The organism is Hyalangium sp., assembly GCF_045802625.1.
Taxonomy (GTDB): Bacteria; Myxococcota; Myxococcia; order Myxococcales; family Myxococcaceae; genus Hyalangium.
In genome coordinates, this window is record NZ_JBJMQP010000259.1 from 13,524 (window position 1) to 38,219 (window position 24,696).

Annotated in this window: 23 protein-coding genes; 15 read left to right on the forward strand and 8 right to left on the reverse strand. The window is 67.3% G+C overall.

Annotation, left to right across the window (positions count from 1 at the left end):
• Positions 1-66: 66 nt before the first annotated feature.
• Both ACJ8AT_RS39745 and ACJ8AT_RS39750 read left to right on the forward strand, forming a co-directional pair.
• On the forward strand, positions 67-1,101 hold the full coding sequence (locus ACJ8AT_RS39745) for an ATPase (protein ID WP_407743219.1): 1,035 nt from the start codon (positions 67-69) through the stop codon (positions 1,099-1,101).
• 40 nt (positions 1,102-1,141) lie between these two features.
• The gene (locus ACJ8AT_RS39750; protein WP_407743220.1) at positions 1,142-1,828 is read left to right on the forward strand and encodes a hypothetical protein; all 687 of its coding nucleotides are present in this window, start codon (positions 1,142-1,144) and stop codon (positions 1,826-1,828) included.
• 4 nt (positions 1,829-1,832) lie between these two features.
• Here ACJ8AT_RS39750 and ACJ8AT_RS39755 read toward each other — a convergent pair whose 3' ends face one another.
• Both ACJ8AT_RS39755 and ACJ8AT_RS39760 read right to left on the reverse strand, forming a co-directional pair.
• Positions 1,833-2,825, reverse strand: coding sequence for a cysteine synthase A (locus ACJ8AT_RS39755; RefSeq protein ID WP_407743221.1), 993 nt, complete (start codon positions 2,823-2,825; stop codon positions 1,833-1,835).
• Positions 2,826-2,840: 15 nt separating this feature from the next.
• On the reverse strand, positions 2,841-3,530 hold the full coding sequence (locus ACJ8AT_RS39760; protein ID WP_407743278.1) for a lysophospholipid acyltransferase family protein: 690 nt from the start codon (positions 3,528-3,530) through the stop codon (positions 2,841-2,843).
• A 722-nt stretch (positions 3,531-4,252) separates the two neighbouring features.
• On the opposite strand from ACJ8AT_RS39760, the gene ACJ8AT_RS39765 reads away from it, so the two are divergent.
• The 5 genes from ACJ8AT_RS39765 (at position 4,253) to ACJ8AT_RS39785 (ending at position 9,172) form a co-directional block, all read left to right on the forward strand.
• A complete protein-coding gene (locus ACJ8AT_RS39765; protein WP_407743222.1) occupies positions 4,253-4,630 on the forward strand; it encodes a hypothetical protein in 378 nt (125 codons plus the stop codon).
• A 123-nt stretch (positions 4,631-4,753) separates the two neighbouring features.
• Positions 4,754-6,592: a TonB family protein gene (locus ACJ8AT_RS39770; protein WP_407743223.1), complete on the forward strand. Its 1,839-nt coding sequence runs from the start codon at positions 4,754-4,756 to the stop codon at positions 6,590-6,592.
• A 107-nt stretch (positions 6,593-6,699) separates the two neighbouring features.
• Positions 6,700-7,362, forward strand: coding sequence for a glutathione S-transferase family protein (locus tag ACJ8AT_RS39775; RefSeq protein WP_407743224.1), 663 nt, complete (start codon positions 6,700-6,702; stop codon positions 7,360-7,362).
• Positions 7,363-7,554: 192 nt separating this feature from the next.
• The gene (locus tag ACJ8AT_RS39780) at positions 7,555-8,007 is read left to right on the forward strand and encodes a hypothetical protein (protein ID WP_407743225.1); all 453 of its coding nucleotides are present in this window, start codon (positions 7,555-7,557) and stop codon (positions 8,005-8,007) included.
• A 49-nt stretch (positions 8,008-8,056) separates the two neighbouring features.
• Positions 8,057-9,172 carry a GTP pyrophosphokinase family protein gene (locus ACJ8AT_RS39785; RefSeq protein WP_407743226.1) on the forward strand — a complete coding sequence of 372 codons (1,116 nt, stop codon included), beginning with the start codon at positions 8,057-8,059 and terminating at the stop codon, positions 9,170-9,172.
• Between the two features lie 78 nt (positions 9,173-9,250).
• Here the strand turns inward: ACJ8AT_RS39785 and cglD are convergent, their stop codons facing one another.
• The 4 genes from cglD to ACJ8AT_RS39805 all read right to left on the reverse strand — a co-directional run bounded on the left by cglD (position 9,251) and on the right by ACJ8AT_RS39805 (position 14,186).
• On the reverse strand, positions 9,251-11,971 hold the full coding sequence (gene cglD / locus ACJ8AT_RS39790) for an adventurous gliding motility lipoprotein CglD (protein ID WP_407743228.1): 2,721 nt from the start codon (positions 11,969-11,971) through the stop codon (positions 9,251-9,253).
• A 270-nt stretch (positions 11,972-12,241) separates the two neighbouring features.
• A complete protein-coding gene (locus tag ACJ8AT_RS39795; protein ID WP_407743229.1) occupies positions 12,242-12,997 on the reverse strand; it encodes a PH domain-containing protein in 756 nt (251 codons plus the stop codon).
• On the reverse strand, positions 12,994-13,509 hold the full coding sequence (locus ACJ8AT_RS39800; protein WP_407743230.1) for a PH domain-containing protein: 516 nt from the start codon (positions 13,507-13,509) through the stop codon (positions 12,994-12,996). The genes ACJ8AT_RS39795 and ACJ8AT_RS39800 overlap by 4 nt, the downstream gene beginning before the upstream one ends.
• A 47-nt stretch (positions 13,510-13,556) precedes the next feature.
• Positions 13,557-14,186: a zinc ribbon domain-containing protein gene (locus ACJ8AT_RS39805; RefSeq protein WP_407743231.1), complete on the reverse strand. Its 630-nt coding sequence runs from the start codon at positions 14,184-14,186 to the stop codon at positions 13,557-13,559.
• 129 nt (positions 14,187-14,315) lie between these two features.
• Here ACJ8AT_RS39805 and ACJ8AT_RS39810 point away from each other — a divergent pair, with 129 nt between their 5' ends.
• On the forward strand, positions 14,316-15,206 hold the full coding sequence (locus ACJ8AT_RS39810) for a hypothetical protein (RefSeq protein ID WP_407743233.1): 891 nt from the start codon (positions 14,316-14,318) through the stop codon (positions 15,204-15,206).
• A gap of 49 nt (positions 15,207-15,255) precedes the next feature.
• Here the strand turns inward: ACJ8AT_RS39810 and ACJ8AT_RS39815 are convergent, their stop codons facing one another.
• Entirely contained in the window at positions 15,256-16,008 is a 753-nt protein-coding gene (locus ACJ8AT_RS39815) for a hemerythrin domain-containing protein (protein WP_407743234.1), read from the reverse strand.
• Positions 16,009-16,093: 85 nt separating this feature from the next.
• Entirely contained in the window at positions 16,094-17,683 is a 1,590-nt protein-coding gene (locus ACJ8AT_RS39820) for a CotH kinase family protein (RefSeq protein WP_407743236.1), read from the reverse strand.
• Between the two features lie 278 nt (positions 17,684-17,961).
• Between ACJ8AT_RS39820 and ACJ8AT_RS39825 the strand changes: the two genes are divergently transcribed.
• From ACJ8AT_RS39825 to ACJ8AT_RS39855, 7 genes are all read left to right on the forward strand, one after another.
• Complete coding sequence (locus ACJ8AT_RS39825) at positions 17,962-18,498, forward strand: ubiquinol-cytochrome c reductase iron-sulfur subunit (RefSeq protein WP_407743237.1); 537 nt, start codon at positions 17,962-17,964, stop codon at positions 18,496-18,498.
• 8 nt (positions 18,499-18,506) lie between these two features.
• A complete protein-coding gene (locus tag ACJ8AT_RS39830; protein ID WP_407743238.1) occupies positions 18,507-20,222 on the forward strand; it encodes a cytochrome b N-terminal domain-containing protein in 1,716 nt (571 codons plus the stop codon).
• A 58-nt stretch (positions 20,223-20,280) separates the two neighbouring features.
• The gene (locus ACJ8AT_RS39835; protein ID WP_407743239.1) at positions 20,281-20,619 is read left to right on the forward strand and encodes a c-type cytochrome; all 339 of its coding nucleotides are present in this window, start codon (positions 20,281-20,283) and stop codon (positions 20,617-20,619) included.
• A 65-nt stretch (positions 20,620-20,684) separates the two neighbouring features.
• Positions 20,685-20,972, forward strand: coding sequence for a hypothetical protein (locus ACJ8AT_RS39840; RefSeq protein WP_407743240.1), 288 nt, complete (start codon positions 20,685-20,687; stop codon positions 20,970-20,972).
• A gap of 111 nt (positions 20,973-21,083) precedes the next feature.
• Positions 21,084-22,676 carry an adenylate/guanylate cyclase domain-containing protein gene (locus ACJ8AT_RS39845; protein ID WP_407743242.1) on the forward strand — a complete coding sequence of 531 codons (1,593 nt, stop codon included), beginning with the start codon at positions 21,084-21,086 and terminating at the stop codon, positions 22,674-22,676.
• 40 nt (positions 22,677-22,716) lie between these two features.
• Positions 22,717-24,102, forward strand: a complete 1,386-nt coding sequence (locus tag ACJ8AT_RS39850; RefSeq protein WP_407743244.1) for a hypothetical protein — start codon at positions 22,717-22,719, stop codon at positions 24,100-24,102.
• On the forward strand, positions 24,080-24,688 hold the full coding sequence (locus ACJ8AT_RS39855) for a hypothetical protein (protein ID WP_407743245.1): 609 nt from the start codon (positions 24,080-24,082) through the stop codon (positions 24,686-24,688). Before ACJ8AT_RS39850 ends, ACJ8AT_RS39855 begins: the two co-directional genes overlap by 23 nt.
• Positions 24,689-24,696: the final 8 nt, after the last annotated feature.

Consider the following 24,696-nt stretch of genomic DNA (forward strand, 5'->3'; position numbering starts at 1 on the left):
TACATCAGGCAACATTCGCCCACATCGTCCGACAATTCCCGCAACCTCCAATCCAGGGGCGCGGCGATGCGGAAGAAGAGACTGGGCGACCTGATTCGAGAGTCCGGACTGGTGGATGACATCCAGTTCCGCGCGGCGATCGGCTTCCACCACAAGTGGGGCGTGCCGCTGGGCCAGGTGCTGGTGGACAAGGGTTTCTGCACCGCGCAGCAGGTGCTCGAGCTCTTGTCCCAGCAGCTGGGGCTGCCCACGGTGGACCTGGATGAGGAGGAGCTGCCTCCCATCCTGGTGGATGTGTTGCCGGTGGAGGTGGCCGAGGCGTGCCGGGTCGTCCCGCTGTGGACCGAGGGCCCGCGGGACTCGGTGCTGGTGGTGGCCGCGGCGGCTCCGGCGCATCCGCCCGCGCTGGACGAAGTGGCTCGCGCGGCCGGAAAGACACGCGTGGTGGCGCTGCTGGCGACCGATGGCGCCATCACCCGCGCCATTGATCGCCTCTACTACCCGCACCTGCTCGGGGCGCAGCGGCCCATCGAGCCGATTCCCCTCCCCGAGGCGGATGAGCACCTGCCGCTGGTGACGGATCGCGCCGAGTACCTGAGCCTGGGCCGCATCGTGCCGGGCAGCCTGCCGGTGCCCACCATCGAGCGGGATGGCTTGTCCATCATGATGCCGCTGTCGATGGAGCTGCCGCTGCACGCCCGGATCACCGAGCCGGAGCTGCCGAGGGTGGAGGTGGCGCCGAAGGCCTTGGCGGAGCCCGAGCCAGAGGTCTGGGTGTACGGCTGGGGAGTCCAGGCCACGGAGGATCTGCTGGCCCTGCTGGAGGACGCGGGCCTGCGGGCGAAGGTGGCGCGCACCGAGGACGTGGTGAAGGCGAGCGCACGGGTGGTGGTGCTGGCGCCGGTGCAGTCGGTGGAGCCAGTGAAGCGGCACGGCCTCTGGGCGCAGCTGGTGCTGGCGGGCAAGGTGCACGATCGGGAGCGGGCGACAGCGCTGGGCGCATCGGTCTTCCTGCCCGGTCCGCTGCGCACGGAGGTGCTGCTCCGCGAGGTGCGCGAGCGCGTGGAGGCCGGCCACTCGGGGCTGCGCCGCGCGGGCTGAGGCTATGCAGGCCCCCACCTCCGGCAGCAAGCTCCCGGGCATGAGAACACTCACGCTCGCCCTGGGTCTGCTGCTCTTCCTGCCTCTTGCCGCATGGGCGGAGGAGCCCACGCCGCTCGAGCTCTCCAAGGTTCCCCAGGAAGGGAAGAGCCCGCAGGACTTCGTCCCCTCCGGCTGGAAGATCGAGGCCACGACGCGAGGAGACCTGGACAAGAACGGCAGCGAAGACGTGGTGCTCGAGCTGGTCGAGGCGAAGCCCGCGGAGAGCGCGGACGGAACGGTCACCGATCGCTCTCGCGCCTTGCTGGTCCTGCTGTCCTCGGAGGGCGGGAAGCTCCGCCGCGCGGGCGCCTCGAACCGGGCCCTCTACTGCATCGGCTGCCAGGGAATGCTCGGAGGCGGCGAGGGCGGAGTGGTGAAGATCGACAAGGGGGTGATCATCATCGACCAGCTCAGTGGCTCGCGAGAGATGACGCACACCACGCTGCGCTTCCGATTCGATCCGCAAGAGAAAAGGTTCATGCTCATCGGCGAGGATGTCGCCCACACGGACCGGGCCGTCGGCAGCACGGAGAGCCAGAGCACCAACCTGCTCACCGGGACGAAGGTCACCGAGAAGCGCCAGTTCGATCAGAAGAAGAACCAGGACGTCCTCCTCTCCTCGAAGAAGCAGAAGGTGGCGGCGAGCAAGCGCTACCTGGAGGACGTGGACATCTCGGCCTACTGAGCCCTCACGTGGGCAGGGGCTTCACGCCAAGCCCCTTCGAGGCGAGGAACTCCGGGTTGAACACCTTGGATGCGTAGCGGCTGCCGTGATCGTTGAGCAAGGTGACGATGCGCAGCCCCTGGCCTTGATGCCGCCGAGCCACCTCGTAGGCGGCACGCGCGTTGATGGCCGCCGACGTCCCCACCACGAGCGCGTCCTCGCGTGCCAGGTGGTAGAGCATCTCCAGCATGTCCTGATCAGACAGCCGCAGGGCCTCGTCCACCTGCGCGCGGCGGAAGTTCTCCGTGAGGCGCATGATGCCAATGCCCTCGGTGATGGAGCTGCCCGAGCCCTCCATCTTCCCCTCTCGCACGTAGCAGTAGAGCCCGGAGCCGGGCGGATCCACCATCACCACGCGCACCGAGGGGTTCTTCTCCTTGAGGTAGCGGCTCACGCCCGAGATGGCCCCGCCGCTGCCCACCGAGCAGACCAGGATGTCCAGACGGCCCTCGCACTGCTCCCACAGCTCGGGCCCGGTGGTGGCGTAATGAAAGTCCCCGTTCGCGGTGTTCTCGAACTGGTTGGCCCAGAACCAGCCGTTCTCCTCGGCGAGCGCCCGAGCCCGGTGGTAGAAGTGGTCCGGGTTGGAGAACGGCACCGTCGGGACCTTGCGAACCTCCACGCCCATGGCCTCGAGGTACTCGAACTTCTCGCGGGCCTGGCTGTCCGGCATGGTGACGACGACGCGGTAGCCTCGCTCGCGCCCCAGCAGCCCCAATCCAATCCCCGTGTTGCCCGCCGTGCCCTCGATGATGGTGCCGCCGGGCGCGAGCTTCCCCTCTGCCTCGGCCCGCTGGATCATCCCCTTGGCGGCGCGGTCCTTGATGCTGCCGCCGGGGTTCATGAACTCGGCCTTCCCGAGGATGTCGCAGCCGGTGAGCCGTGACAGCGAACCGATGCGCAGCAGCGGCGTGTTACCGACCGCGTCCCAGAGAGAGCCGATGCGAGGAGGTGCCATGTCCCCTCGTATACCTCAGCGGGTGGCCACCAGCGCTTCGATGCGAGCCTTCTCCGCGACCATGAGGTTGCGCACGTGCTCCAGCAGGGCCTGGACGTCTCCGGCGAAAGGCGCCGGATCCACGGGCGGCAGCACCTGCACATGGCAGTGGGCCTTCGTCTGCAGCTTGAGGCCGTGCTTGGGCAGGGTCTTCGCGGTGCCGGTGAGCACCACGGGGATGACGGGGCACTGCATCTTCACCGCGAGCTGGAAGGCCCCATCCTTGAAGGCCTTCATCCGCCCGTCTGGAGAGCGAGTGCCCTCGGGGAACATGAGGACGGGCACGCCGCGAGCGAGCCACCGCTCGCAGGCGGCCATCATCCGCCCCACGCTCTCCCGGTCTCCACGCACCAGGGGCACGTAGCGGTTGAGCCACATGTTCCAGCCAATGAAGGGCAGTTTGAAGTTCGCCGCCTTGGACACCCACTTGAAGGGCCGGTAGAGGCCGAAGAGCACCAGGATGTCGCCGAGCGACTCATGGTTGGCCACCAGCACCGCGGGCCCGCGCCAGGGCAGGTGGTTCCGTCCCTCCACCCGCATGTGCCAGAGCGGGTTCACATAGAAGTAGAGCTGCGCCCAGAAGCACGAGTACAGGTGCAGGATCCGCCCGTTCCGATCGAACGGAAGCGTGACGGCCCACACCACGAGTGCCCCCAGGAAGAGCACCAGGCAGGAGCTGGCCAGGAACGACCAGAAGACGATGGAGAACAGGAGTCGGATAGCGCGCCGCAGTGTGCCACACGCGGGCACCCTTGCGAGCGAGAACTCTCCGCCAGGGCCCGGAGCGCGTGTGGCCTTCTTGCAGATCAGAGATGTGCAGGATCCTCAGCTTCCAGGCGTCCACCGGGACCTCTCCATGCGCGGAGAGAGCATATGCCACGCCCCGAATCGGCTGGCCAAAAAGCCTTGGCGGCAAGGCGCCTGATGAGGTTCCATGCCAGCCGGCCGTGTCGGGCTGCACAGCGACCAGGAGGCGTGCGCGTGCATTGTCGTCCAGCGAAAAGCACCCTGCCGGAGGGCCGCCCCTTTCGCGGGTGGATGGGCCTCGTGCTTGGCTTGCTGGCCTGTGCCGAAGTACAGGCACCGGAGACGCCTACGAACTCTCGTAATGGGTATCCGCGAGGGCCGGAGAGCTTCTGCGCGTTGAATCCCGAAGGGTGTCCTCCAGACCCCTCCGGCAACGAACCTGGGCAGGACGTGGAATCCGCAACCAAGAGTGAATGCCTTGATGCCTGCGAGGCTGGCGGTGAGGTACTTGCCAACTTCTGCAGGCGGTTGAGGACTCCCCGGAGACAAGCCCTGTGCTGGGCCGCAACCCATGGCTCCAAGACCGCATGCATCGGCATGTGCCACGCCATCTACAAATGATCCAACAGGACCGGGGTCCTATGAATCGGACAAGAAGACCCACGAAGGACTGGCGTCCCAAGCTCACGGCCATCGTTGATCCAATCGCGGACGACTACTGGTCCTATAGGACCGAGGACGGAATCAAGCGAACCTCTCGCATCACCATTGGCCGGCCTGCCCTGCTCGAGGACCGCTCACACTGGTACTGCCCCATGTTCTTCGAGCATGTCACCCGGGGTATCGACTACGCCTTCGGGGTGGGCCCTGTCGACGCGCTGATGAACGCCATGTACTTCGTCCGCAAGCGCTTCTACGAGTTCGAGGACGTCACGCCTCGCGCGAAGCCCAAGGCCGCAGCCAAGCATCCCCGCTCCCCCAGGAGTCAGGCCCCCAAGAAGGCCGCCAGGAAGTCTTGAGGCGCCGCACAGCGGAGGCCGACCACATCAACCGACAGCCAGTCGGGCCCGCGAGTTCTCCTGCGCGGGAACCTTCAGAAATGCGCGGTGTCAGTCCTCCCAGCAAGCCAGCAGGGAGCCGCCATGGCCATTCCATTGACACTCAAGGTCTTCAAGGGCGCAACGCTCGTCACCTCGCAGGATTTCGAGCGCGACATCATCAAGATCGGCCGGCTGTCCTCAGCCCACCTACGCCTGGATGACGAGAAGGTCAGCCGGGTCCACTCGGTCATCGAGGTGGCCGCCGACGGCGCTCTGTCCATCATCGACATGGGCAGCGTCGAGGGCACCTACGTCAACGGCAAGCGCGTCAACAAGGGCCGCATCACCTTCGGGGATGAGATCCGCGTGGGCGGCACCACCCTGCGCCTGGAGAGCCCGGCCGCTGTGGCCGCGGTGAACCTGGCCGCCGCCGCATCGAGCACGGCGGTGCTCCCGCCAGCGCCGGCCCAGGAGACGCCAGTGGCCGTGGGGCTCGCGCAGGCAGCGGCTGTGGAAGCGGCTCCGGCGGTAGTGCCACTGGCCGAGACGCCCAGCACCGAGCCCATGCCTCGCGCACGCGCCGCGCGCCGGAGCCACGCGAGCGGGCCGCTGGGCGTGTCCCTGAGCTTCCTGTGGGGTGATCAGCGCGTGGGCGAGTTCTTCCTGCCTCCGGGCGAGGAGAAGTCCTTCAGCGTGGGCACCGCGGCGGGCGTGGACTTCGTCATGGGCGACGGCAGGCTCGGCAGCCCGCGGCTGGAGGTGCTGCGCACCGACGGGCAGACGCACACCGTCTGCTTCACCGGCAAGATGAAGGGCGAGCTCATCCGCAACGCGGAGACGCTGAGCCTCGAAGCCGTCATCGAGTCCGGCAAGGCCTCTCACGAGGACTCGGGGTACATGCTGGCGCTCGAGACGGACGATGTCTTCTGGGTGGATCTGGGCGGCGTGACGATGGAGGTGTGCTTCCAGCCGGTGCCCAAGCGGGTGTACGTCCCGCTGGCGGACTCGGTGGACTACCGGGCGCTCAACATCTTCCTGGTGATGTTCTTCGCCGCGACGATGTTCATTATCAGCGCGCTGAACCGCAGCGGCGACGACGATGCCTTCGCCGATGATCTCAACGTCGATCAGGCCCGCCTCACCAAGTTCATCGTCAAGCCGCCCGAGCCGCAGCGGAACCACTTCATCGACCAGCTCAACCAGCAGAAGACGCACCAGCAGCAGACGGCGCAGGCCAACCCCGAGCCGAAGCCGCTGCCCCGTAGGACTCCCCCCAGGCAGCCTCCTCGCACGGGCTCGCAGGACCCGAGGAGCAAGGGAGCGAACCTCGTGAAGGATCTCTTCCACGGCTCGGGCAAGAACGTCGCCGGCCTCTTCAGCAACTCGAACCTGAACAGCGATCTCCGGAATGCCATCAGCAACGTCTCGGCCATGGCGGGCCCGGCGGGCAGCATCATCGGGCTGGTGACCAAGAGCGGCCCGGGCGGTCCGAGCGGTCCGGGCAACACCGTTGGCATCGGCGCCATCGGCACGATTGGCCGAGCGAATGGCCACCCGGACTATGGCGAGAAGATCGGCGGGCTCACCGGCAAGCAGACCGTGGACGTGGGGCTCGCCGCCTCGGAGCCCGAGGTGAAGGGAGGCTCGCTGGACAAGGAGCTCGTCCGCAAGGTCATCCAGGAGCACAGGCCGCAGATCCGCGCCTGCTTCGAGAGCCTGCTCAACCAGTACCCGGATCTGAACGGCAAGGTGCAGGCCCAGTTCACCATTGGGGCCGAGGGGCAGGTGCTCCAGTCGACCGTTCTCCAGTCCAGCACGGGCAGCAAGGAGCTGGATAGCTGCGTGGCCAGCCACGTGCGCCTCTGGGAGTTCCCCAAGCCCAAGGGCGGCGGCACCGTGGTCGTCAGCTACCCGTTCATCTTCAAGCAGTCCGGCAAGTGAAGGAGGCGCGGCTCAGGCGCCTCCATGAGCCCGCGAAGAAGATTGTGCCACGTGGGAGTCTCCGGTCTGCGTAGCATGGAAAGACCTTCGCCGTGCTGGGAGACACCATGCCTGTGGACGATCGGCCGCAGCTCTTCGCTCATCCCTTCTCCTCCTATTGCTGGAAGGCGCTGATCGCGTTGTGGGAGAACGGGATCGACTTCGCCTACCGTCGGCTCGATGAGCCGGACGTCGCGGCCCAATGGGAGGCGCTCTGGCCGCTGAAGAAGATGCCGCTCCTGGTCGATCGCGGCGCGGTGATCCCGGAGGCGACGATCATCATCGAGCATCTCGGCCTGCACCGGCCCGGACCGGCGGCGCTGCTCCCCGCGGCTCCCGCGGCCGCGCTCGAGGTACGGAAGCTCGATCGCCTGTCCGACAATTATTTGATGACGCCGATGCAGACGATCGTGTTCGACCGCGGCCGGACGGACGGTGCCCACGATGCCCTCGGCGTGAAAAAGGCGCGGGACCTGCTCGACACCGCCTACGGTTGGTGGGACCGGCACATGGCCGGGCGCCAGTGGGCCGCCGGCGACTTCAGCCTCGCCGATTGCGCCACGGGGCCGGCGCTCTTCTACGCCGACTGGGTCCACCCCATCCCCGAGCGCCACGCGGCGCTCCGCGCCTATCGCGCCCGCCTGCTCGCGCGGCCCTCGATTGCCCGCGCGGTGGAGGAGGCGCGGCCGTTCCGTTCCCTGTTCCCCGGCGGTGCACCCGATCGCGACTGAGTCACTCGCGGGTGTACGTGACAGGTGTTCCCAGGGCTGGAGACGGGCTTTCAAGTCCCTCAAGGGGCTGTGAGGCCCTTCACCCGCGGCCTGTGAAGCGCTTCACAGCGCCGACGTCCCTTGAGCGCCAATCTTGTGCATACCAGGCCGCAGGGGGCGGTTCCTGGTGACGGTACTCAAGGGGAAAAGGTCATGGGCCTGGGATTCCGAATCAACGTGTACAACAACACTGCTCAGACGCTGCTGGTTCAGTCGGCCAATCCCACGGGCCTCTTTGTATACACGCCGATCCACCAGCGGCTCTCGCCTGGGCAGTTCCTGAGTCAAGAGCCGCTCTACTACAAGCTCGAGGCCGGTGCCGGTGGCTTCGTCTTGAACATCTTCACTCCCTCCGGAGACATGGGGTTCATCAGCCTCCTGCTGGATGAAAACGGGATGGAGGCCTGCTTGCCGGGAAACCCGTGTGTTGCCACGTTCACTCCGGCAAGCACCCACCACGGAACTCATATCTTCCCATTCATCGCCTTGGGCGTCTGGGGGGACTGTGCCCTCGGGACCATCAATCTGGTCGAGGTGACCCAGTCGGTGGTCCAAAGACCTCAAGTCACTCCGGAGATCTACAGGCCTTTGCTTCCGGGGCTCTGAGGGTGCCCACCTTCCGTGGCAGGCGCGGCCATGGCAAGAAGGGCGTCCCATGCTCAAGCAGGAACTGCTGGACGCGTATCTGGGCCGTCAGCCCACCTTCGAGGCCCTGGGCCGGGCGCTCCACGCCCACCTCCAGGGCGTGCTCGAGCGCGGCGGCGTGAGCGTGCACGGCATCAGCTACCGGGTGAAGAGCCCCGCCAGCCTCGCCCGGAAGCTGGCTCGGCCCGACAAGATCTACGAGCGGCTCGATGAGCTCACCGATCTGGTCGGCCTGCGGATCATCACCTTCTTCGAGGACTCCATCGAGCAGGTGGCTCGGCTCATCGAGCAGCACTTCCGCGTCGACATCGATCGCTCGGTGGACAAGCGGCTGCGCCAGGACCCGGACAGCTTCGGCTACCGCTCGCTGCACTACATCTGCCATCCCCCTCCGGAGCTGCTCGAGCACCACTCCGGCTGGGACTGGCCCTTCGAGATCCAGATCCGCACCATCCTCCAGCACGCCTGGGCCGAGATTGAACATGACCTCGGCTACAAGTCTCCCGAGTCGGTCCCCCTGCCCGTCCGGCGCCGCTTCTCCCGGCTCGCGGGCCTGCTGGAGATCGCCGACAGCGAGTTCGTCGAGCTGCGGCGCTTCATGGAGAGCTACGCCCAGGAGGTGCGCCAACCCGTGCAGCTGGAGCGCGACGCGCTCGAGCTCGACACGGTGTCCCTGCAGTCCCTGGTGGAGGCCGGCCCCGTGGCGGAGCTGGACCGGGTGCTCGCGGACCGGCTGGGCCGGCCCCTGGCTCCTGCGCTCTTCTTCCCGGACTACGTGACGCGCATGCTGCGCACCGTGCAGCTGGATCGCCCGGCGCGAATCCTCCAACGCCTGGAGACGTTCAGCCCGCGGCTGCTCACCTTCGCCGAGCGCTACTTCCGCTTCACCACCGAGGCCTGGGGTTTTGGCGGCGAGCACCTCGACAGCGTGCAGCGGGGCTACAGCCTGGTGCTCCTGGCCCACTGGCAGGCGCTCTTCGAGGCGGAGCTGGAGCTGCACCGGGTAGAGCGGATGAAGGGCTTCTACCAGCAGCTCGACTACCCGGACGACGAGGCGGAGGCGCGCCGCATCGCCCGGCTCTTCGTCAAGTGCTTCGCCGACTGGCGAGGCCACTCCCCCAGCTGAAGCAGCGGAGGAGCGGCCCACGCCCGGCTCCGGCGAGAGCGGGGCGCTCCGGGCCATTCACCCGGAGCGCCTGGACCGCTAGCCGATGATCACCTGGCACGAGCAGGACGTCATGTCGCACTGCGTGCCGGCGCCGCAGGTGTCACCGCAGTTGGGCTTGCAGACGCACTTGTTGCCCGCGTCGTTGCAGCCCAGCGTGGGGCCGGTGCAGTGGTCCGGCTCCGTCGGGCTGTAGTTCGGGTCGTCCTGGCACGGCACGCCGCCGTTCGGGTCGCTCACCGCGTTGATCCAGTACTGGTACGACACCGCCGCCTGAGAGGTCTGGCTCGCCGGGCGGCACGCACCGAAGAGCGAGATCGTCTGGGCTCTGCCGTCGAAGTCGAAGCCGTTGACCGTGCTGCGCGGGATGTTGTTCGCCGTGCACGCCGCGGGGTTGCTCACGTTGTCCACGGCCACCTTGATGGAGGCGCCGATGGGCGGCTTGAGCGCCTTGTAGCCCGCGTTACCGATGGCGTTGGAGATGATCGCATCCATCGACGCCTTGATGGAGCTGGTGTCGATGATGGAGCCCAGCACTCCGCCCGAGGCATTGACCACCGTCACGTGACGCTGCACCTGCGGCGGCTGCGGGTTGAACTCGCGGCCCGTGTTGTTGAAGTCGCACGTCCCCTGGGTGCAGCCGCAGGCGCTCCCGGCCGGGCACACGATGCCGTGCACGGTGATGAGCTTGCCCGTCTTGTTGGTGGGAGCCGAGGGGGAAGACACGCCGCCAAAGAAATTGACGAAGTTCTGGACGTTCTCGCAACTGGAGCCGGTCTTGTCCGTGGTGCCACCCGTGCCGCAGTTGGCCACCGTGGTCGTGGGACCGCTGGTCTGATCATCCGCGTCGCCCAGGAGGACGACCACGAGGCTGGCATCCTTGCGCGCCTGGGTGGCCGACTCGGGGGCGGTGGCATCCGTGCCGGGAGTAATGTCATCAATGGCCTTACGGGCCGCGCCGAGCACGCCCTCGGCGCCGCCGCCGCCGGTACCGACCCAGCATCCACCGTTCACGCCCTGAGAGGTATTCCCGGGGCACATGGGCGCCGGCGTGACGCTGGCGGGCAGGCTGCAGACCCCGCTGTTACAGGTGCTGTTCTGCGTGAGCCAGGCCTTCACCAGGTTCACGTTGCGGGTGAACTGCCGCACGGCGCCCGAGTTGGTCTGGCTGGCCTGGTGGTAGCTGGAGGTGACCATCGCCATGCGCCAGTCCAGCGACGAGGCGTTGAGCGCATCCGCCGCGGCCTGGGCGGCGGTGGCCAGCGAGGTCTGGGAAGTCGCCATCGAGCCGCTGTCGTCCACCACGAAGAGGAAGTCCACCTTCGACGTCGTCAACTGGAAGCGCTCGCACTGGACGGCCGTGGGCTCGCCGAACTGGGCCAGCGCCGAACCATCCGACAGATCCCTCGCGGAGAAGGCAGCCACCGTGCTGCGGTTGGTGTCCGTGACCGCCGCCAGGTTCGTCACCGCGATGAGCACCACCACGCTCTGGGCCGAGCGGTGGACGTAGAGCGCCTCCAGGCGGAAGTCGCCATTGATGCCCGCCGCCGCGGCGCTCAGCCTGCCCGTGCTGCCGGGCAGCAGCGCGTCCACCAGCTGATCCGTGCGCCGCTTGAGGTCCGTGGTCGTGCCCACCTGATCGTAGAAGGCCTGCACTGCGTCATTGCCATCCCAGGTCCTGAAGACCTGGGCGGTGCGGTTGCTCAGGGCGCCCTTGCTCGAGATGGCGGGCCGCAGCGCCTCCTCATCCCCCAGCGGCGTGGTGGAGTTCGTGGGCGCGGGCTGACGGAAGACGAGGAAGGCGACCTTGTTGGTGTCGTCGTAGCCGATCAGGCCCCTCACATCGGTGCCGACCTTGATCTGGTTGACCTCCGTGAAGGACGGCGGCAGCGCCACCTTGATGTCCGGCCCGCTCTCCGACTTGAAGGTGACCGGGCGCAGGTTGGCCGCGGTGCACACCTGGGCCACAGGGCCCGACGCGTCGCTGGCCTTGGGGTCCAGCTCGCCGCTGTCCACCTTGCCGTTCTGGTTGGTGTCCTCGGCACCATCGCTCACGCCGTCACCATCGCTGTCCGCGTTGGCCGGATCCGTGGTCGAGGAGGGATCGGCATCCGCCTTGAAGTTGGTGCAGGTCTTCGGGTCCGGGTTGACGGTGACGCCCAGCTCGATGCCGTCCAGGATGCCGTCCCCATCGGTGTCCGCCACCCGCGGGTCCGTCTCGGTGCCATCCTTGACCCCGTTGGCGTTCTGGTCCTCGCCCTTCAGGTTGCCGTTGGTCGGACCATCGATGAGCCCGTCACAGTCCGAGTCCTTGAGCTGCGGATTGGTCTCGGTGGCATCCACCTTGCCATTGTGGTTGGCGTCCTCCACTCCGTCCAGCAGCCCATCCCCATCCGTGTCCGGGTTGGTCGGGTCCGTCGTCAGGGCAACGCTCTCATCCTTGGGCAGGGTGCAGTTGGTGCCAGACACGGGCGTGTCCACGCCCACCTCGAGCCCGTCCGGGAGCCCGTCCCGGTCGGTGTCCGCCAACCCGGGGTCGGTGTGCCTGCCGCCGCCTCGGTCCGTCTCGAACTCGACCTTGTCACTCAGGCCGTCACAGTCGGTGTCCTTGGTCGCGTTGTTGGGATCTCCCGGATCCGTGGGCAGCGGCGTCGGACCAGCGTCCGGGTTTTCAGGGGGCTTGTTGGAATCGCCGCAGGCGGCCACGGTCATCAACACCGAAGCGAGCAGCGCGGCATGAAACAGTCGTTGGATTTTCATAGTGAGGGTCCTCCACGTCAGAGGTGATCTCGCGCTCGGAGCCAGCCCTCCGGGACGCGGAACCCCAGCACCATACGCTCCCAAGATCTTGCTGCAATGTGTACCTGGGGGTGTTTCGGTGCGGTCAGGATTTTATGGTTGGATCCAATTGATCCTTACGCCACGAGCACGAAATTCCGCGCTGCGCATGTCCCTACATCCCACTGTCCCGTGAGGCGCTGCGTGACGTTGTTTGCTGGTGAGCATCAATCCGCTGGAGGTCCGCGGTGATCAACGCCCCTGCTGCGTGGGTGGGGGATCTCCACTCGTCCCGCGTGCGCGCCTCTCGGTGGCCAGCTTGAGCGCGGCGGCCGCGTCCCGGATCTCCTCGAGCAGTTGAGTGCGCGTGCGAGGAGGCTCGTGGGAGGGATCCCCGAGCCCGGCATCGCGCTGCTGCCTCAGCGCGCCGAGGATGAGATCCCGCACGGCCTCGGCATCCTCCAGCCCCACGAGCCGAGCCTCGTGACTTGGAGCACCGCGCTCCCGTGGCCCGCCGCGGCTGCCTCCAGCGGTGCTGACTCGCAGGCTCTTGAAGCCGAAGAGCCGCTCCAGTGGTCCCTGCATCACCTCCACGTTCTGCACGTTGGCGTAGCTCAAGGTGAGCTCTCTCTGGACGAAGGCTCCCTCGCGCAAGCGCAGGCTCCGGCTGCCGATGAGGTAGTCACGCAGCTCCCAGCCCAGCCTCCGCACCACCAGGGACACGGCCAGCGATACCAGCGTCCCCAGGAGGATGAGCCCCGCCACCAGGAAGAGGACCCATGAGACGGCACGGACCGCCAAGAGCCCGGAGATCAGGAACCCAGGGATCATCAAGAGCGGTGGAACATGAGTGAGCACGCTCCCCGTATAGGCGTAGGACAGGTAGCGCTCGGAGGGCTTGAGCTTGCGCAGCGTCTGGCTTCCCTCGGGGAGCGCGGGCGGCTCGAAGCGCAGCTTGAGCAGGGGCTCGATCAGCGGCCGCAGCGCGGAGACGAAGGCGGAGATCACCGGGGCGTCTCCTCGAGCGCGGCCGCCGCGGCCCGCAGGGAGTCCCGGATCTCCGTGAGGAGCTGCTCCTCGGTGCTCCGAGCCTCGGCAGGGGCCAGGGCCTTCTCGCGGATGCCTCGCATGCGCGCATAGAGGTAGTCGCGCACCGCCTCGAAGTTGCGGACTCCTTCAATCTTCATGTCCCCGCCCTCCCCCGCGCCCGCGGTCTGGAGGGTGACGGTGCCGATGCCGAGCCACCGCTCGAAGAGGTTCTGGGACAGGTGGATGTCCTGCATCCGCGCGTAGGTGAGGTGCATCTCGCGCCGGAAGAGGATGCCGTAGCCCATCGACACACCCTCTTCGTCGAAGCGGAAGTGCAGGGTGTGGTAGCGGAAGTAGAGCGGCAGGAGGACGAACGGCAGCGCTGGCAGGGCCAGGCACGCGGTGAGGATGTAGTACGTCAGGAGCGCGCGGTCGGGGCGCTGCAGGGCTCGGACCTGACGTTCGAGCCGCTGGAAGGTCGCGTTGTCCATTGAATCTCCGACAGTCCGCGCGGGCCGCAATTCCACCCCTCGAGCCCTCAGCGTGGCGTCCCGCACTCCGGACAGAACTTCGACTTGGCCGCCACCTCCGCGCCGCACTTGCCGCAGTTGGACTTGGCCGACAGGGGCTTGCCGCACTCGGGGCAGAACTTGCCGCCCTCCACGCTGGCGTTGCAGTGGGGACAGGCCACCGTCCGCTGAGCCTTCATGTCCAGGCTCTCCACCTGGTTCACCGTGCGGGCCTTCTCCCAGGCCTGCTCCACGGCGACCTGGGACTGGATGTGCGCGGCCTCCTCGGCCAGGTTGGGCGCGCAGTCCTCGCACAGCCCCCGAGCCTCGTTCCAGCACGCCTCCGGGCACACCCAGTGGCCACAACGGGAGCAGTGCTTGAAATGCGTCTTCGCCTCGTTCACCGCCTTGGCGTACGCGTCATCCCACGCCTTGCCGCGCAGCGCGTCCTTCACATGGTCGCCCGCGTAGGCCGCCCGCGAGAGCGCTCCGCCGAAGAACGAGCCCGCCGCCTTCAGGAAGCTGGAGGCCATGCCTAGCGCGCTTCCCTCGAACGAGGACATGTGCCCGTTGCCGCACTTGTCGCAGTGGAACTCGAACTGGAATCCCTCGTCGTTGGAGCGGTCGGTGTAGTTACGGGTGAACTGGATCATGGCCATGGGGCGACATCTCCTCCGGTGAGTCGCAGTCTTTTCGGACTATACGGCAACTCCTGACTCTCATCCTTCGATAACCTGAGTAGCCGCCACTCCGTATGCGGCCATCCCCCCGTAACCCCTGGAGTTTCCATGAAGGTTCATGTCCACGCGGCGCTGGCCGCGGTTTTCGCAGCCGCCGTCCTCGCTGCTCCCCAGGCCCAGGCCACCAACTACACGCTGTGGATCCACGGGAAGAACGGCGGTGGGACCCAGATCGGCAACTACGCCGACTTCTCCAACTGGGGCCCGGCCAGCGTCTCCGCGGGCGTGAACAAGAAGGCCGTCAACTGGGATGGGCGCCAGACGATCGGCGGCCAGAACTCCCACGTCCGGGATGCGCTGGACTGCTTCTGCACCGGCAGCAACTGGTGCTACATCGCCGTGCACAGCGCGGGGGACTTGCAGATCGGCTACGCGCTGTCGCTCTACGGCGGCACCGCTCGCTACAAGAAGAACGCCACCCCCAACTCCAGCGGCGTGTGCGGCAACACGGACGGCACCACGCAGACGGGCTGGAACATCCGGTGGATCGACGTGGCCTCCGGCGCGGGCGGCGGCAGCGAGCTGGCCGATGATGGCGAGTGGGCCACGAGCGATCCCATCGTGGGCAACCTGGTGACCACCACGGCGCGCGGCCTGTACGACCACAACAACACGCGCTCGCTGTGGTTCTACATGTTCGCGGGCGCCAAGGGCACGCTCTACTCGGGCATCCTCCCCGGGCAGGATGACGAGGCGGTGGCCTACCACTCCACCGGCGGTGTCGCGGGCAGCGCGGGCGGCGCGTACTGCAACCCGAGCGACTGGCTCTGCAATGATCTGACGACCGGCTCGGGCGCGTGCGAGGGCAACCACGCCAAGTGGAGCTTCCACACGGTGGACTTCCGCGATGATGCCGAGGCCTATTCCCACAGCGGCAACGGCAACTGGGAAGGCATCGTCAGCAAGGTCCGCGCGGACGTCGCCACCTACGCGCTTTAAGCCCAGGCCGCGGGGGGGATGTCGCCGCGGGACATCCCCCTGAGCCGGCTCAGAGCCCGATCGTGCGCGAGTGGGAGAAGGGCAGGAAGCGGCGGTAGGAGCGCGACCAGATCAGCCCCACCAGCACCTTGCGCACGAACCAGGGCATGTCATCGAGGAAGAACGCCCGCTGCTCGTCGGGGGTGAGGGCGTGGATGATGAACAGCAGGACCTGCGTCCCGCCCTCCTTTTGGTCCCTGGCGACCATGCGCTTCTGGCTGTCCTCGAGCTCCGAGGCGGAGACCACCTTCGCCATGTGCGAGGCCGTCAGCACCTGCTCCTCGATTTGAAGGTGCGGAAGGAGCAGCGTCCGCAGCTCGCCGGCGACACGGCCCAGCGAGGGGAAGGCGGCCGAGCCCTGCTCACGGACCTCCCGAGCCGCCTTGCCCAGGGCTTCGCATGTCGCGTGCACCTGCACATGCTCGGAGCCGCGCGAGTCCAGGAAGGCGGCATCGGAGGCGCTCACCGCCGGGCCCTTCTTCAGCACGGGGAAGATGTACTGGTCCTCGCCCTCGTGGTGCAGCATGAGGAAGCGCAGGTACAGCTCGATGAAGTCGGCGAAGTCCTGGGTGGAGACCTGCTCCTTCGTCTCGGCCACCTGGATGATGCGGCCGAGGTTGCGGCGCAGGACATCGTGGATGAGGCCCATGCGGAGGGCGGACTTCGCGAAGATGCTGTCAGGCGCTACGGCCTGAACGCTCGAAGCGGGAGCTGGCTGTCCGGAGGCGGATGAGGGGGACGGGTCCGTCGCTGGCGACGTCATGATGGGCGAACGATGCCGATTCGTGAGGGGTAAGTCCAATCCCCCCATTTCCCAGGAAGTCCGCACCACCGAAGCCAATCAGGCCCTACGGCAGCCGGTGCTCCAGCAGATCCCACCGCTGGTTCACCCACTGGCGGATGTAGTCCACCTCCTCCGAGTACGTGGTGAGGTCGGTCCGGTCGGCCCAGCGCTCGAAGGTGCGGTACTGCTGCCCCCAGCGCGCCTCGTCGCGCCGAGCCGAGGCGTCCAGCTCGCTCACGTAGCCGTCGATGAGGTGGAGCACCTCCGCCTTGGACAGCGGGCCGTGCAGCAGCTGCTGGTAGCGCTCGCGCATGGGCCCGGCGATGGTGGGCTCCTGCAGCATGCGCGCGAAGAGCAGGTTGTCCTCCGAGAAGTCCGGCAGTGCGTTGGCCGCTTGCCGCCGGGTGTCCCAGCCCTGGCCGAAGCTGGCGTCCAGATCCCAGGGAATGAAGCGGGACGGGCTGCGCGGCTCGCGGGCCATGTAGTGGTTCGCGTTCTTCGCGCTCGAGTCCGTGCCGAGGATGAGCGTATTGAAGATCCACCAGTCCTCGTAGTCCTGGGGCTTCATGTACTCGCCGCGCTTGTCGCGGAACGTGGCGGCGTCCGAGTCGGCCACGAAGGCCGTGAGCGCCTCCAGCCCGTCGAAGGCACCGGGCCAGCCCTCGGGAGGCTTGCCCTCGCTCTTCTCGAAGCCCTGGTGCAGGGTCGTCTTCGGCGCGCCGTCCGCGTCCAGCCGCGAGAAGTTGGCGTCGGCGTCCACCGCCTTGAAGAGGTCTCCCTTCTTGGACGGGCCCTGGCGCTCCAGCAGCTCGTCATCGACGTGGTCGATCACGGTGAACACGCCCCAGTAGCGCCCGTTCATGTAGAGCACCGCGCTGTACGTCTTGAGCTGGATGTGGTCCGGAGACATCCGGTTCCACAAATCGAAGGCGAGCCTCGGCCGCAGATACGAGTTGTCGTTGAAGTGGGTGACGAGCGCCACCCGGTGCCGGCCCGTGAAGCCGCCGCCGGCCTGGAGGGGCTCGTTGAACGCATCATCGTCCGCGAACTTGAACGTCATGCTGCGCTTGGGGAACACGCTGGAGGTGGCCCCGCGGTACTTGGCCCCAATCGTGTAGTGGTGGCCGCGGTAGATCAGCTCCGCCGGGCGGTAGTCGCCCGCCGTGAGCGGGCCCGAGAACATGAGGTGGAAGACGGGCAGGCCGTACTCCTCGGTGTACTTCGCCGGATCGGCGATGGGCACGTTGTCCGGGGCCTGCCAGTTGTCCACCACGCCCACCTCGAGGACTCCGGTCTCTCCCGTGGTGCGCTCGGTGACGGTGAGCGTCCAGACGGCGGCCTGGTCCTTGCCCGGCGTCCAGCGGAAGGTACCGGCCGCCTCGTCCACCGTGGCGCCCGGCGGCAGCGGAGACACCGTGAAGCGCAGCTCCGGCCCCGTGAGCCCCTTCGCGCAGCGGAGCGTGACGGTCAGCGTCTCTCCCTCGAGCAGCCAGTGGCGAGCACCGCCGTCCGGAGCACAGCGGGTGGCCCGCGGCGGCTCGGGAGTCCCCGCATCCGGAGTGCCCGCATCGGGCGGAGGCGTGCCCGCGTCCCCCGGTGAAGGCGCGGGCGACGTGGGAGGTTCAGGCAGCGGCGGTATCGGGATGGGCGGCATCGGAATGATCGGCTTCTCGGAGCCGCCTTCCCCGCCCGAGGAAGAAGGACTGCACCTCGGCCCCACCATGCACGCAGCCAACAACAGCATCCCGCCAAAAATCCGCCCCCGCCCCACCATTGTCCCCACCCCTGCCCGCAGCACGGCCCTCGAGAGAAGTAATCATCCCGAGCCGTGGATGGCACCGCCGTCACGAGCAGTGTCCTCGCTCGGACGGCCCGTGTTGCCACAATGAGGAATGGTTCATCTTTGAACAGGTTCTATACTCGCTGCCGACCATGTCCGAGCTCTCCGCCCCCCCGACCACCCGCCGAGGCTTTCTCGGCGCCCTCACCGTGCTGCTTGGCGGTGTCATCACGGCGCTCGCGGCCGTGCCCGTGCTGGGAAGCCTCTTCTCTCCCCTTCGCTCCGGGCCCAGCACCAGCGCCACCGACGCGCCCATCCCCGTGGGCAACGTCTCCGAGTTCCCCGTCGGCACGCCTCGCCGCGTCGAGCTCATCCGCTCCGTCACCGACGCCTGGAGCCGCTCCGAGGCCACCACCATCGGCGCCGCCTGGGTCACTCGCAACGCGGACGGCACCTTCACCGCGTTCTCCACCGTCTGCCCTCACCTGGGCTGCGGGGTGAACCTGGACAAGCAGCGCAACCTCTTCGCCTGCCCCTGCCACACCTCCGCCTTCACCCTGGATGGCAAGTACAAGGCCGGGCCCGCGCCTCGCGGCATGGATCCGCTCGAGGTGGAGGTGCGCGGCAAGCAGGTGCTGGTGCACTACAAGCGCTACAAGCAGGGCCTCCCTGACCGCGAGGCAGTGTGAGGCCCTCCATGCTCAAGCGCTTCCAAGACTGGCTGGACTCCCGCACCGGCTACCGCGCCCTGATGCATGTGGCGCTGTACGAGAACGTGCCCGGCGGCGCCCGCTGGCAGTACGTGTTCGGCTCGGCCGTCACTGTCCTCATCCTCATGCAGGCGGCCACCGGCGTGGCCCTGGAGCTGTACTACAGCCCCTCCACCACGAATGCGTGGGCCTCCGTCAACTACATCGAGACCCAGGTGCTGATGGGCTCGCTGCTGCGCGGCATCCACCACTGGGGCGCCTCCGCCATCGTCATCATGGTGGCCCTGCACCTGCTGCAGACCCTGTGGGCCGGCGCCTTCCGCGCTCCGCGCGAGCTGAACTGGCTGGCGGGCTTCATCCTGTTCCAGCTCATCATCGGCCTGGCCCTCACCGGCTACCTGCTGCCGTGGGACCAGAAGGGCTACTGGGCCACCCAGGTGGCCACCTCCATCGCCGGCACCGTGCCGCTGATTGGCCCCAAGCTGCAGATGTTCCTCCAGGGCGGCTCCTCCTACGGCAACCTCACCCTGACGCGCTTCCACACGCTGCACGTCATGCTGCTGCCCGCGGCGCTGTTCTCCGTCATCGCCGTCCACGTGGCGCTGTTCCGCAAGCACGGCGTCACCCCGCCGGACCTGTCCGCCGAGGAGCTGGCTCGCAAGGCCGAGCCCTTCTATCCCCGCCAGCTGCTCTATGACACCGCCGTCTCCGCCGTCGGCGTGGGCATCATCTTCTACCTCGCGCTGCGCCATGGCGCTCCGCTCGAGGCCCCGGCCGATCCGTCCTCCCAGTACCTGGCGCGCCCCGAGTGGTACTTCCTGCCGCTCTTCCAGATGCTGAAGTACTTCGAGGGGGGCGCTGAAATTGTAGCCACCATCATCCTGCCCGGCGTCGCCATGGGCTTCCTGGCGGCCCTGCCCTTCATCCACACCACCTTCTCGCGCCGGGTGCCGGGCATCCACCGCATCCTCGCGGGAGTGCTCACGGTGGGCCTGCTGGGCGTGGGCGGGCTCGGCGCGCTCGCCGTGCGCTCGGACACGAATGATCCGGCCGTGGCCGCCATGGCCGAGCGCGCCCACGAGGAGGCCACCGAGGCCCGCCGCCTGGCCTCGATGGGAGGCGTGCCTGCCTCCGGCCCGCTCAACCTCTACCGGAATGATCCGATTGTCTGGGGACGCCGCGTCGTCACCGCCCAGTGCCAGAAGTGCCACGCGCCTTGCGACAGCCAGCCGTACAAGGGCAGCCCGTGCCTGGAAGGCTACGGCTCGCGCGCCTGGCTCTCCCGCTTCCTGCGCAACCCCCAGGAGCCCCACTTCTTCGGCAATACCAAGATCGACGACATGGAGGCCTACACCGGCCCGCAGGAGTCCGCCGATGCCCTCACCGAGTTCATCTACTCGCAGGGCGGCCGGACAGACGTCACCGCGGCGCTGGCCAAGAAGGGCGAGGGGCTCTTCGACTCGGAGGGCTGCGGCGGCTGCCACACCCTGGACGGCGTGGGCGGCGGCGCAGCGCCGGACCTCAAGGGCTGGGGCTCGCGCGAGTGGACCTATGCCTTCATCCGCACTCCCAACGCCGCCCGCTTCTTCGGAGACAACAACCAGATGGAGGCCTTCGACCACCTCCACCTACCCGAAGAGGACCTCCAGGCGGTGACAGCCTGGCTGCACGCCCAGGGCACTCAGCCCTTGAAGTTTCCCTGACCGGCCGCGTCCCAGCCGGCGAGTCATTCACCCGTAGGAACCCGTGGAGGCAGTAACCATGAAGATGCGGTTTGCGCTCGTGTTGGCCCTCTCCCTCTCCGCCACCGTCTACGCCGATGAGTCCGCTGGCGACACCTGGAAGGCGAAGTGCAAGGGCTGCCACGGAGACGATGGCAAGGCGAAGACGAAGATGGGGGAGAAGGAGAAGATCCCGGATCTCACCAACGCCGACTTCCAGAAGAAGCACTCGGACGCCGACATCAAGGAGGTCATCACCAACGGCTCCAAGGAGAACGCCAAGATGAAGGGGTTCAAGGACAAGCTCACCCCCGAGCAGATCGACGGTCTGGTGAAGTACATCCGCGGCCTGCCCACGGCTGCCGCGCCTGCCAAGTAGCCGAGGCGTGAATACCCGTGGGGACGGGCCGTCACCCCTTCTGGAGCCCGCACGGAGCCGTCCCCATGAAGACCTTCGCCGTCGCCCTCATCTTCCTCCTGTCCCTGGCCACCCTCTTCTCCGCCAGCCGCGCGGACGCGCTGAGCCAGCCGAGCCTTCAGCCGAGGATGGCTCGGCCCCAGCCGCTGCCAGAGGGGGATGAGGACAAGGATGGGGGCGACAAGAAGGACGACGACGAGGGAGACGAGGAGGAGTACCGGGGCCTCAGCCAGCGCGCCGCGCTGGAGCTGGTGGACCCCGGCGCGGGCGAGCTCCTGCTCCGCCTGCGCATGGCGGCGCTGCGAGGCCCCTGAGCTCGCGACAGCCCTGTTACACCCCCAGCGTCCGGGCCCAGGGCTGCTGACTGGCAGGGAAGCGATGCCAGGACTCATCGCCCGCGCCACTCGCTGATACGATGGTGGCGCATGTGGCTCATCGTGAACCCAGGGCTGCTCGACGAGCAGCAGCATCCGCTGCCGGAGGGGCCCTCGACCATTGGCCGTACGGACGAGAACTCCATCCGCGTGCTCCACATGAGCCTGTCCCGCAAGCACGCGCGGCTGGAGCGGGACGGAGACCGGGTGGTGCTGGTCGACCTGGGCAGCAAGAACGGGACGCTGGTCAATGGGGTCCGGGTGGATCGCTTCTCCCTGCATGATGGGGACTCGTTCCAGTGCGGGGATGTGACGTTCAAGCTCATGTCCTCCCCGGGTGCCTTCGAGCCCACGCACGTCCAGGGGCTGAAGACGCGCTTCTCGCCGCTCTCCATGGAGGAGCTGCTGGAGCTGGACAGGGCGCCGGGGAGCACCTCGGCGCTGAGGGTGCGCTCCGCGCGCGAGGCGGACCTGCGCTCCTCCGAGAAGCTGCGGGTGCTGCTCAAGGTGAGCCAGATGCTCTCCTCGCCAGGCCCCATCGACGGGCTGCTGGAGCGCGTGCTGCGGCTTGTGTTTCAGATCCTCGAGGTGGACCGGGTGGCCATCCTGCTGGTGGACCCGGCCACGGGGATGCTGCGCCCACGGGTGGCGCGGCTGTCGACGGGGGAGCTGCCCTCGGGCTCCTTCTACAGCCAGCACGTGGTGGACTACGTGCGCAAGCACACCGTGGCGGCGCTCTTCGCGGACGCGCGTGAGGATCCCCGGCTGGATGGGGCCAACTCCGTCATGTTGCAGTCCATCCGCTCGGCCATGTGCGTGCCGCTCAAGCCGCAGGACGACGTGCTGGGCGTGCTGTACGTGGACAACCAGGCCCAGGCCAACCGCTTCACCGAGGAGGACCTGGAGTTCCTCACCGCCTTCGGCAACCAGGCAGCGATCGCGCTCGAGAACTCGATGCTCACGCAGCGGCTGGCGGAGGAGGCGGTGCTGCGCAACGCCTACCTGCGCTTCTTCCCGCCCGCGGTCATCAAGAAGCTGCAGAGCGAGCGCCGGGCCCACCTGGACATCGTCGAGACGGAGGTGACGGTCCTCTTCTCGGACATCAGCGGCTTCACCTCGCTGTCCTCCACCCTGCACCCGCGGCAGGTGGTGGATCTGCTCAACGAGTACTTCCCGGTGATGGTGGACATCGTCTTCCGCCACGAGGGCACGTTGGAGAAGTACATCGGCGACGCGCTGATGGCGGTGTGGGGCGCGCCGTTCTCCCAGCCGGAGGACGCGGACCGGGCGCTGCGCGCGGCGGTGGAGATGCAGCGCGCGCTGGCGGACCTCAATACGCGCTGGCGTACGCAGGGCAAGCCGGAGCTGAAGATCCACGTGGGGCTGAACACCGGCCGCGTGGCGGCGGGCAACATCGGCTCCGAGCAGTATCTGCAGTACGCCACCATCGGAGATGCCACCAACGTGGCCAGCCGCATCTGCGACGCCACGCCGCCGGGGGAGATCCGCATGGCGGAGACCACCTTCCTGCGGACCCAGGAGCGCTCCTGGCCGCTGACGAAGCTGGCGCCCGTGGCGGTGAAGGGCAAGCCGGATCCCCTCACGCTCTACCGGGTGGAGTGGCGCGACGGCCCCACGCGCTGAGAGGGCGTCGAGTCGAAGCGACCCACCGCCAGGACACTCCATGAGAATCCGAGGAAGGTTTGGGTTGGCGCTGCTGGCGATGGTGGCGCTGACTTGGATGGCCGGCTGCGCAACCAGCGGTGCCACGGGCCGCCCCTCTTCCTTGCGGGGCGAAGCGCTCGCGCCTGAGTTCGCGCAGAGCACCAGTGACCAGGGCTTCTGGGCGAAGCGGGATGACTTCCAACTCCTGCAGCAGTCGGCGGGCCTGGAGGAGGGTTCCTGGCACGAGGCGGGAGAGGAGCTGGAGACAGCTGACGCGCACAAGCTGTGGGAGGCACTGGCTCGGACGCGGATGACCCTGCGCAGCTTCGGCCCGCGCCGAGCTCTCATCCACCTGCTTCGCCAGGTGCTCACCCGGAATGAGGACGTGCCTTACCCCGAGCTGTTGCAGCGCCTTCGCCCCTTCCATTTCCTGGTGGTGATGCGCCCAGACGGGTACCTGGTCAGCGCCCTCACGGGAAAGCCTCTCCAGCGTATGGGCCGCGTGGAGCTGCGCGAGGGCAAGTTCATGGCGGGCACCTTCGAGGTGGGGACCTTCTACCGGGACAAAGGTGGCGTCTTCTACCCGGTGGATGACTCGCTGCGTCCCTCGGGGCCGCTGCTGGGAGAGCTGGGCCTGGAGCGCGACTGGTTCAACGCTGCGCTCGATGGGGGCCAGGATGCGCTGGGGGAGATGGGGCTGGCGCTGGCCCAGTTCGTCACCTCTCCGGTGCGCAGCCTCCAGGGACTCCAGCAACTGCCGTCCGCAGTGGCGGCCCTCATCGCTTCCTCGCCCGACTACTTCGCGAGCTACTCGGCGCTTCCATTGCAGGAGCAGATTCGCGAGGCAGCCCGGCTGTCCACGCACCTGCTCATGCTCTACGGCAGTGCGGCCGGCACAGCCACGCGCATTTCCATGGCGGGTGCGGCACTGCCAGTGCTGTCACTCACCGCCGAGGGGGCACTGGCTGTAGAACAGGTGGTGGTGCCCGTGGGCACAACGGCGGCGGCGCTAGGCACAGGGGCCGGTGCCCTCTACGTCCTCATGGAGGCCCCCAAGGCTCGAGAGGAGGGCTCCGGAGACTCAAACAAGACGAGCGGTGGCTTCAAGCCTTTCACTGAGAGCAACTTCCGGGAGAATCTCGCACGCCTGACGGGACGGATGCCCAAGGAGGCGCACGCCCATCACGTCTTCCCTCAGCAGTTCGCCAAAGAATTCCGGAACGCGGGGATCAACATCCAGGACCCGAAGTACGGCGCTTGGTGGGAGCAGTCCAGCCATCTCAAGAACGCAGCCGAATACAATAGACGATGGCAGAAGTTCTTCGTGGCAGATCACACGCTCGAGGAGATTCTTCAGTTCGGAAGAGAGCTGGGAGGCGAGTTTGGGTTCCAAGTCAACTTCTAAGGTCTTCCCCGGCTTTGACAAGATGTTCCTTCTTGAAGAGCCAGGGAACAGCAAGGCGTTCAGAGGCGATCTGGACGTGGAGACGACCGATGAAGCAGTCGGCTTGACACGCGCCGAAATGCACCGGGCCCACCCGATCACCCTCAAATGGGCGATGGGGCGAGCCAAGCCGGTGGAAGTAATTCGGACGACGTATGCAACACCGCTCATTGTTGCCGATTCCGTGGTGCAGCTTCTGCGGTCGCACGGGTTCACCGGCTGGTCTCTCTACGAGGTCTCCGTCCACGACAAGCAGGGCCAACGGATCCCCGGCTATAGCGGTCTTGCCGTCACAGGCCGGTGCGGAAGCATCGAGTGGGCCAAAGGTGTCGAGGTGCCCCGGATCTCTCCAGCCGGCATCTTCCCTGTCTGGAAGGGGCTCTTCTTCGATCCCAACTCCTGGGATGGCTCCGACTTCTTCATGCCAACGGAGCGCTTCCGGGGTGTGCTCGTGGTGGAAGAAGTCAAAAAGGCTTTCGAGCGGGCGAAGATCAGGAACGTGGACTTCACTCCCTTGGATCAATTCGAAAGATCTTGGAGGCTCTGACAGCCGCT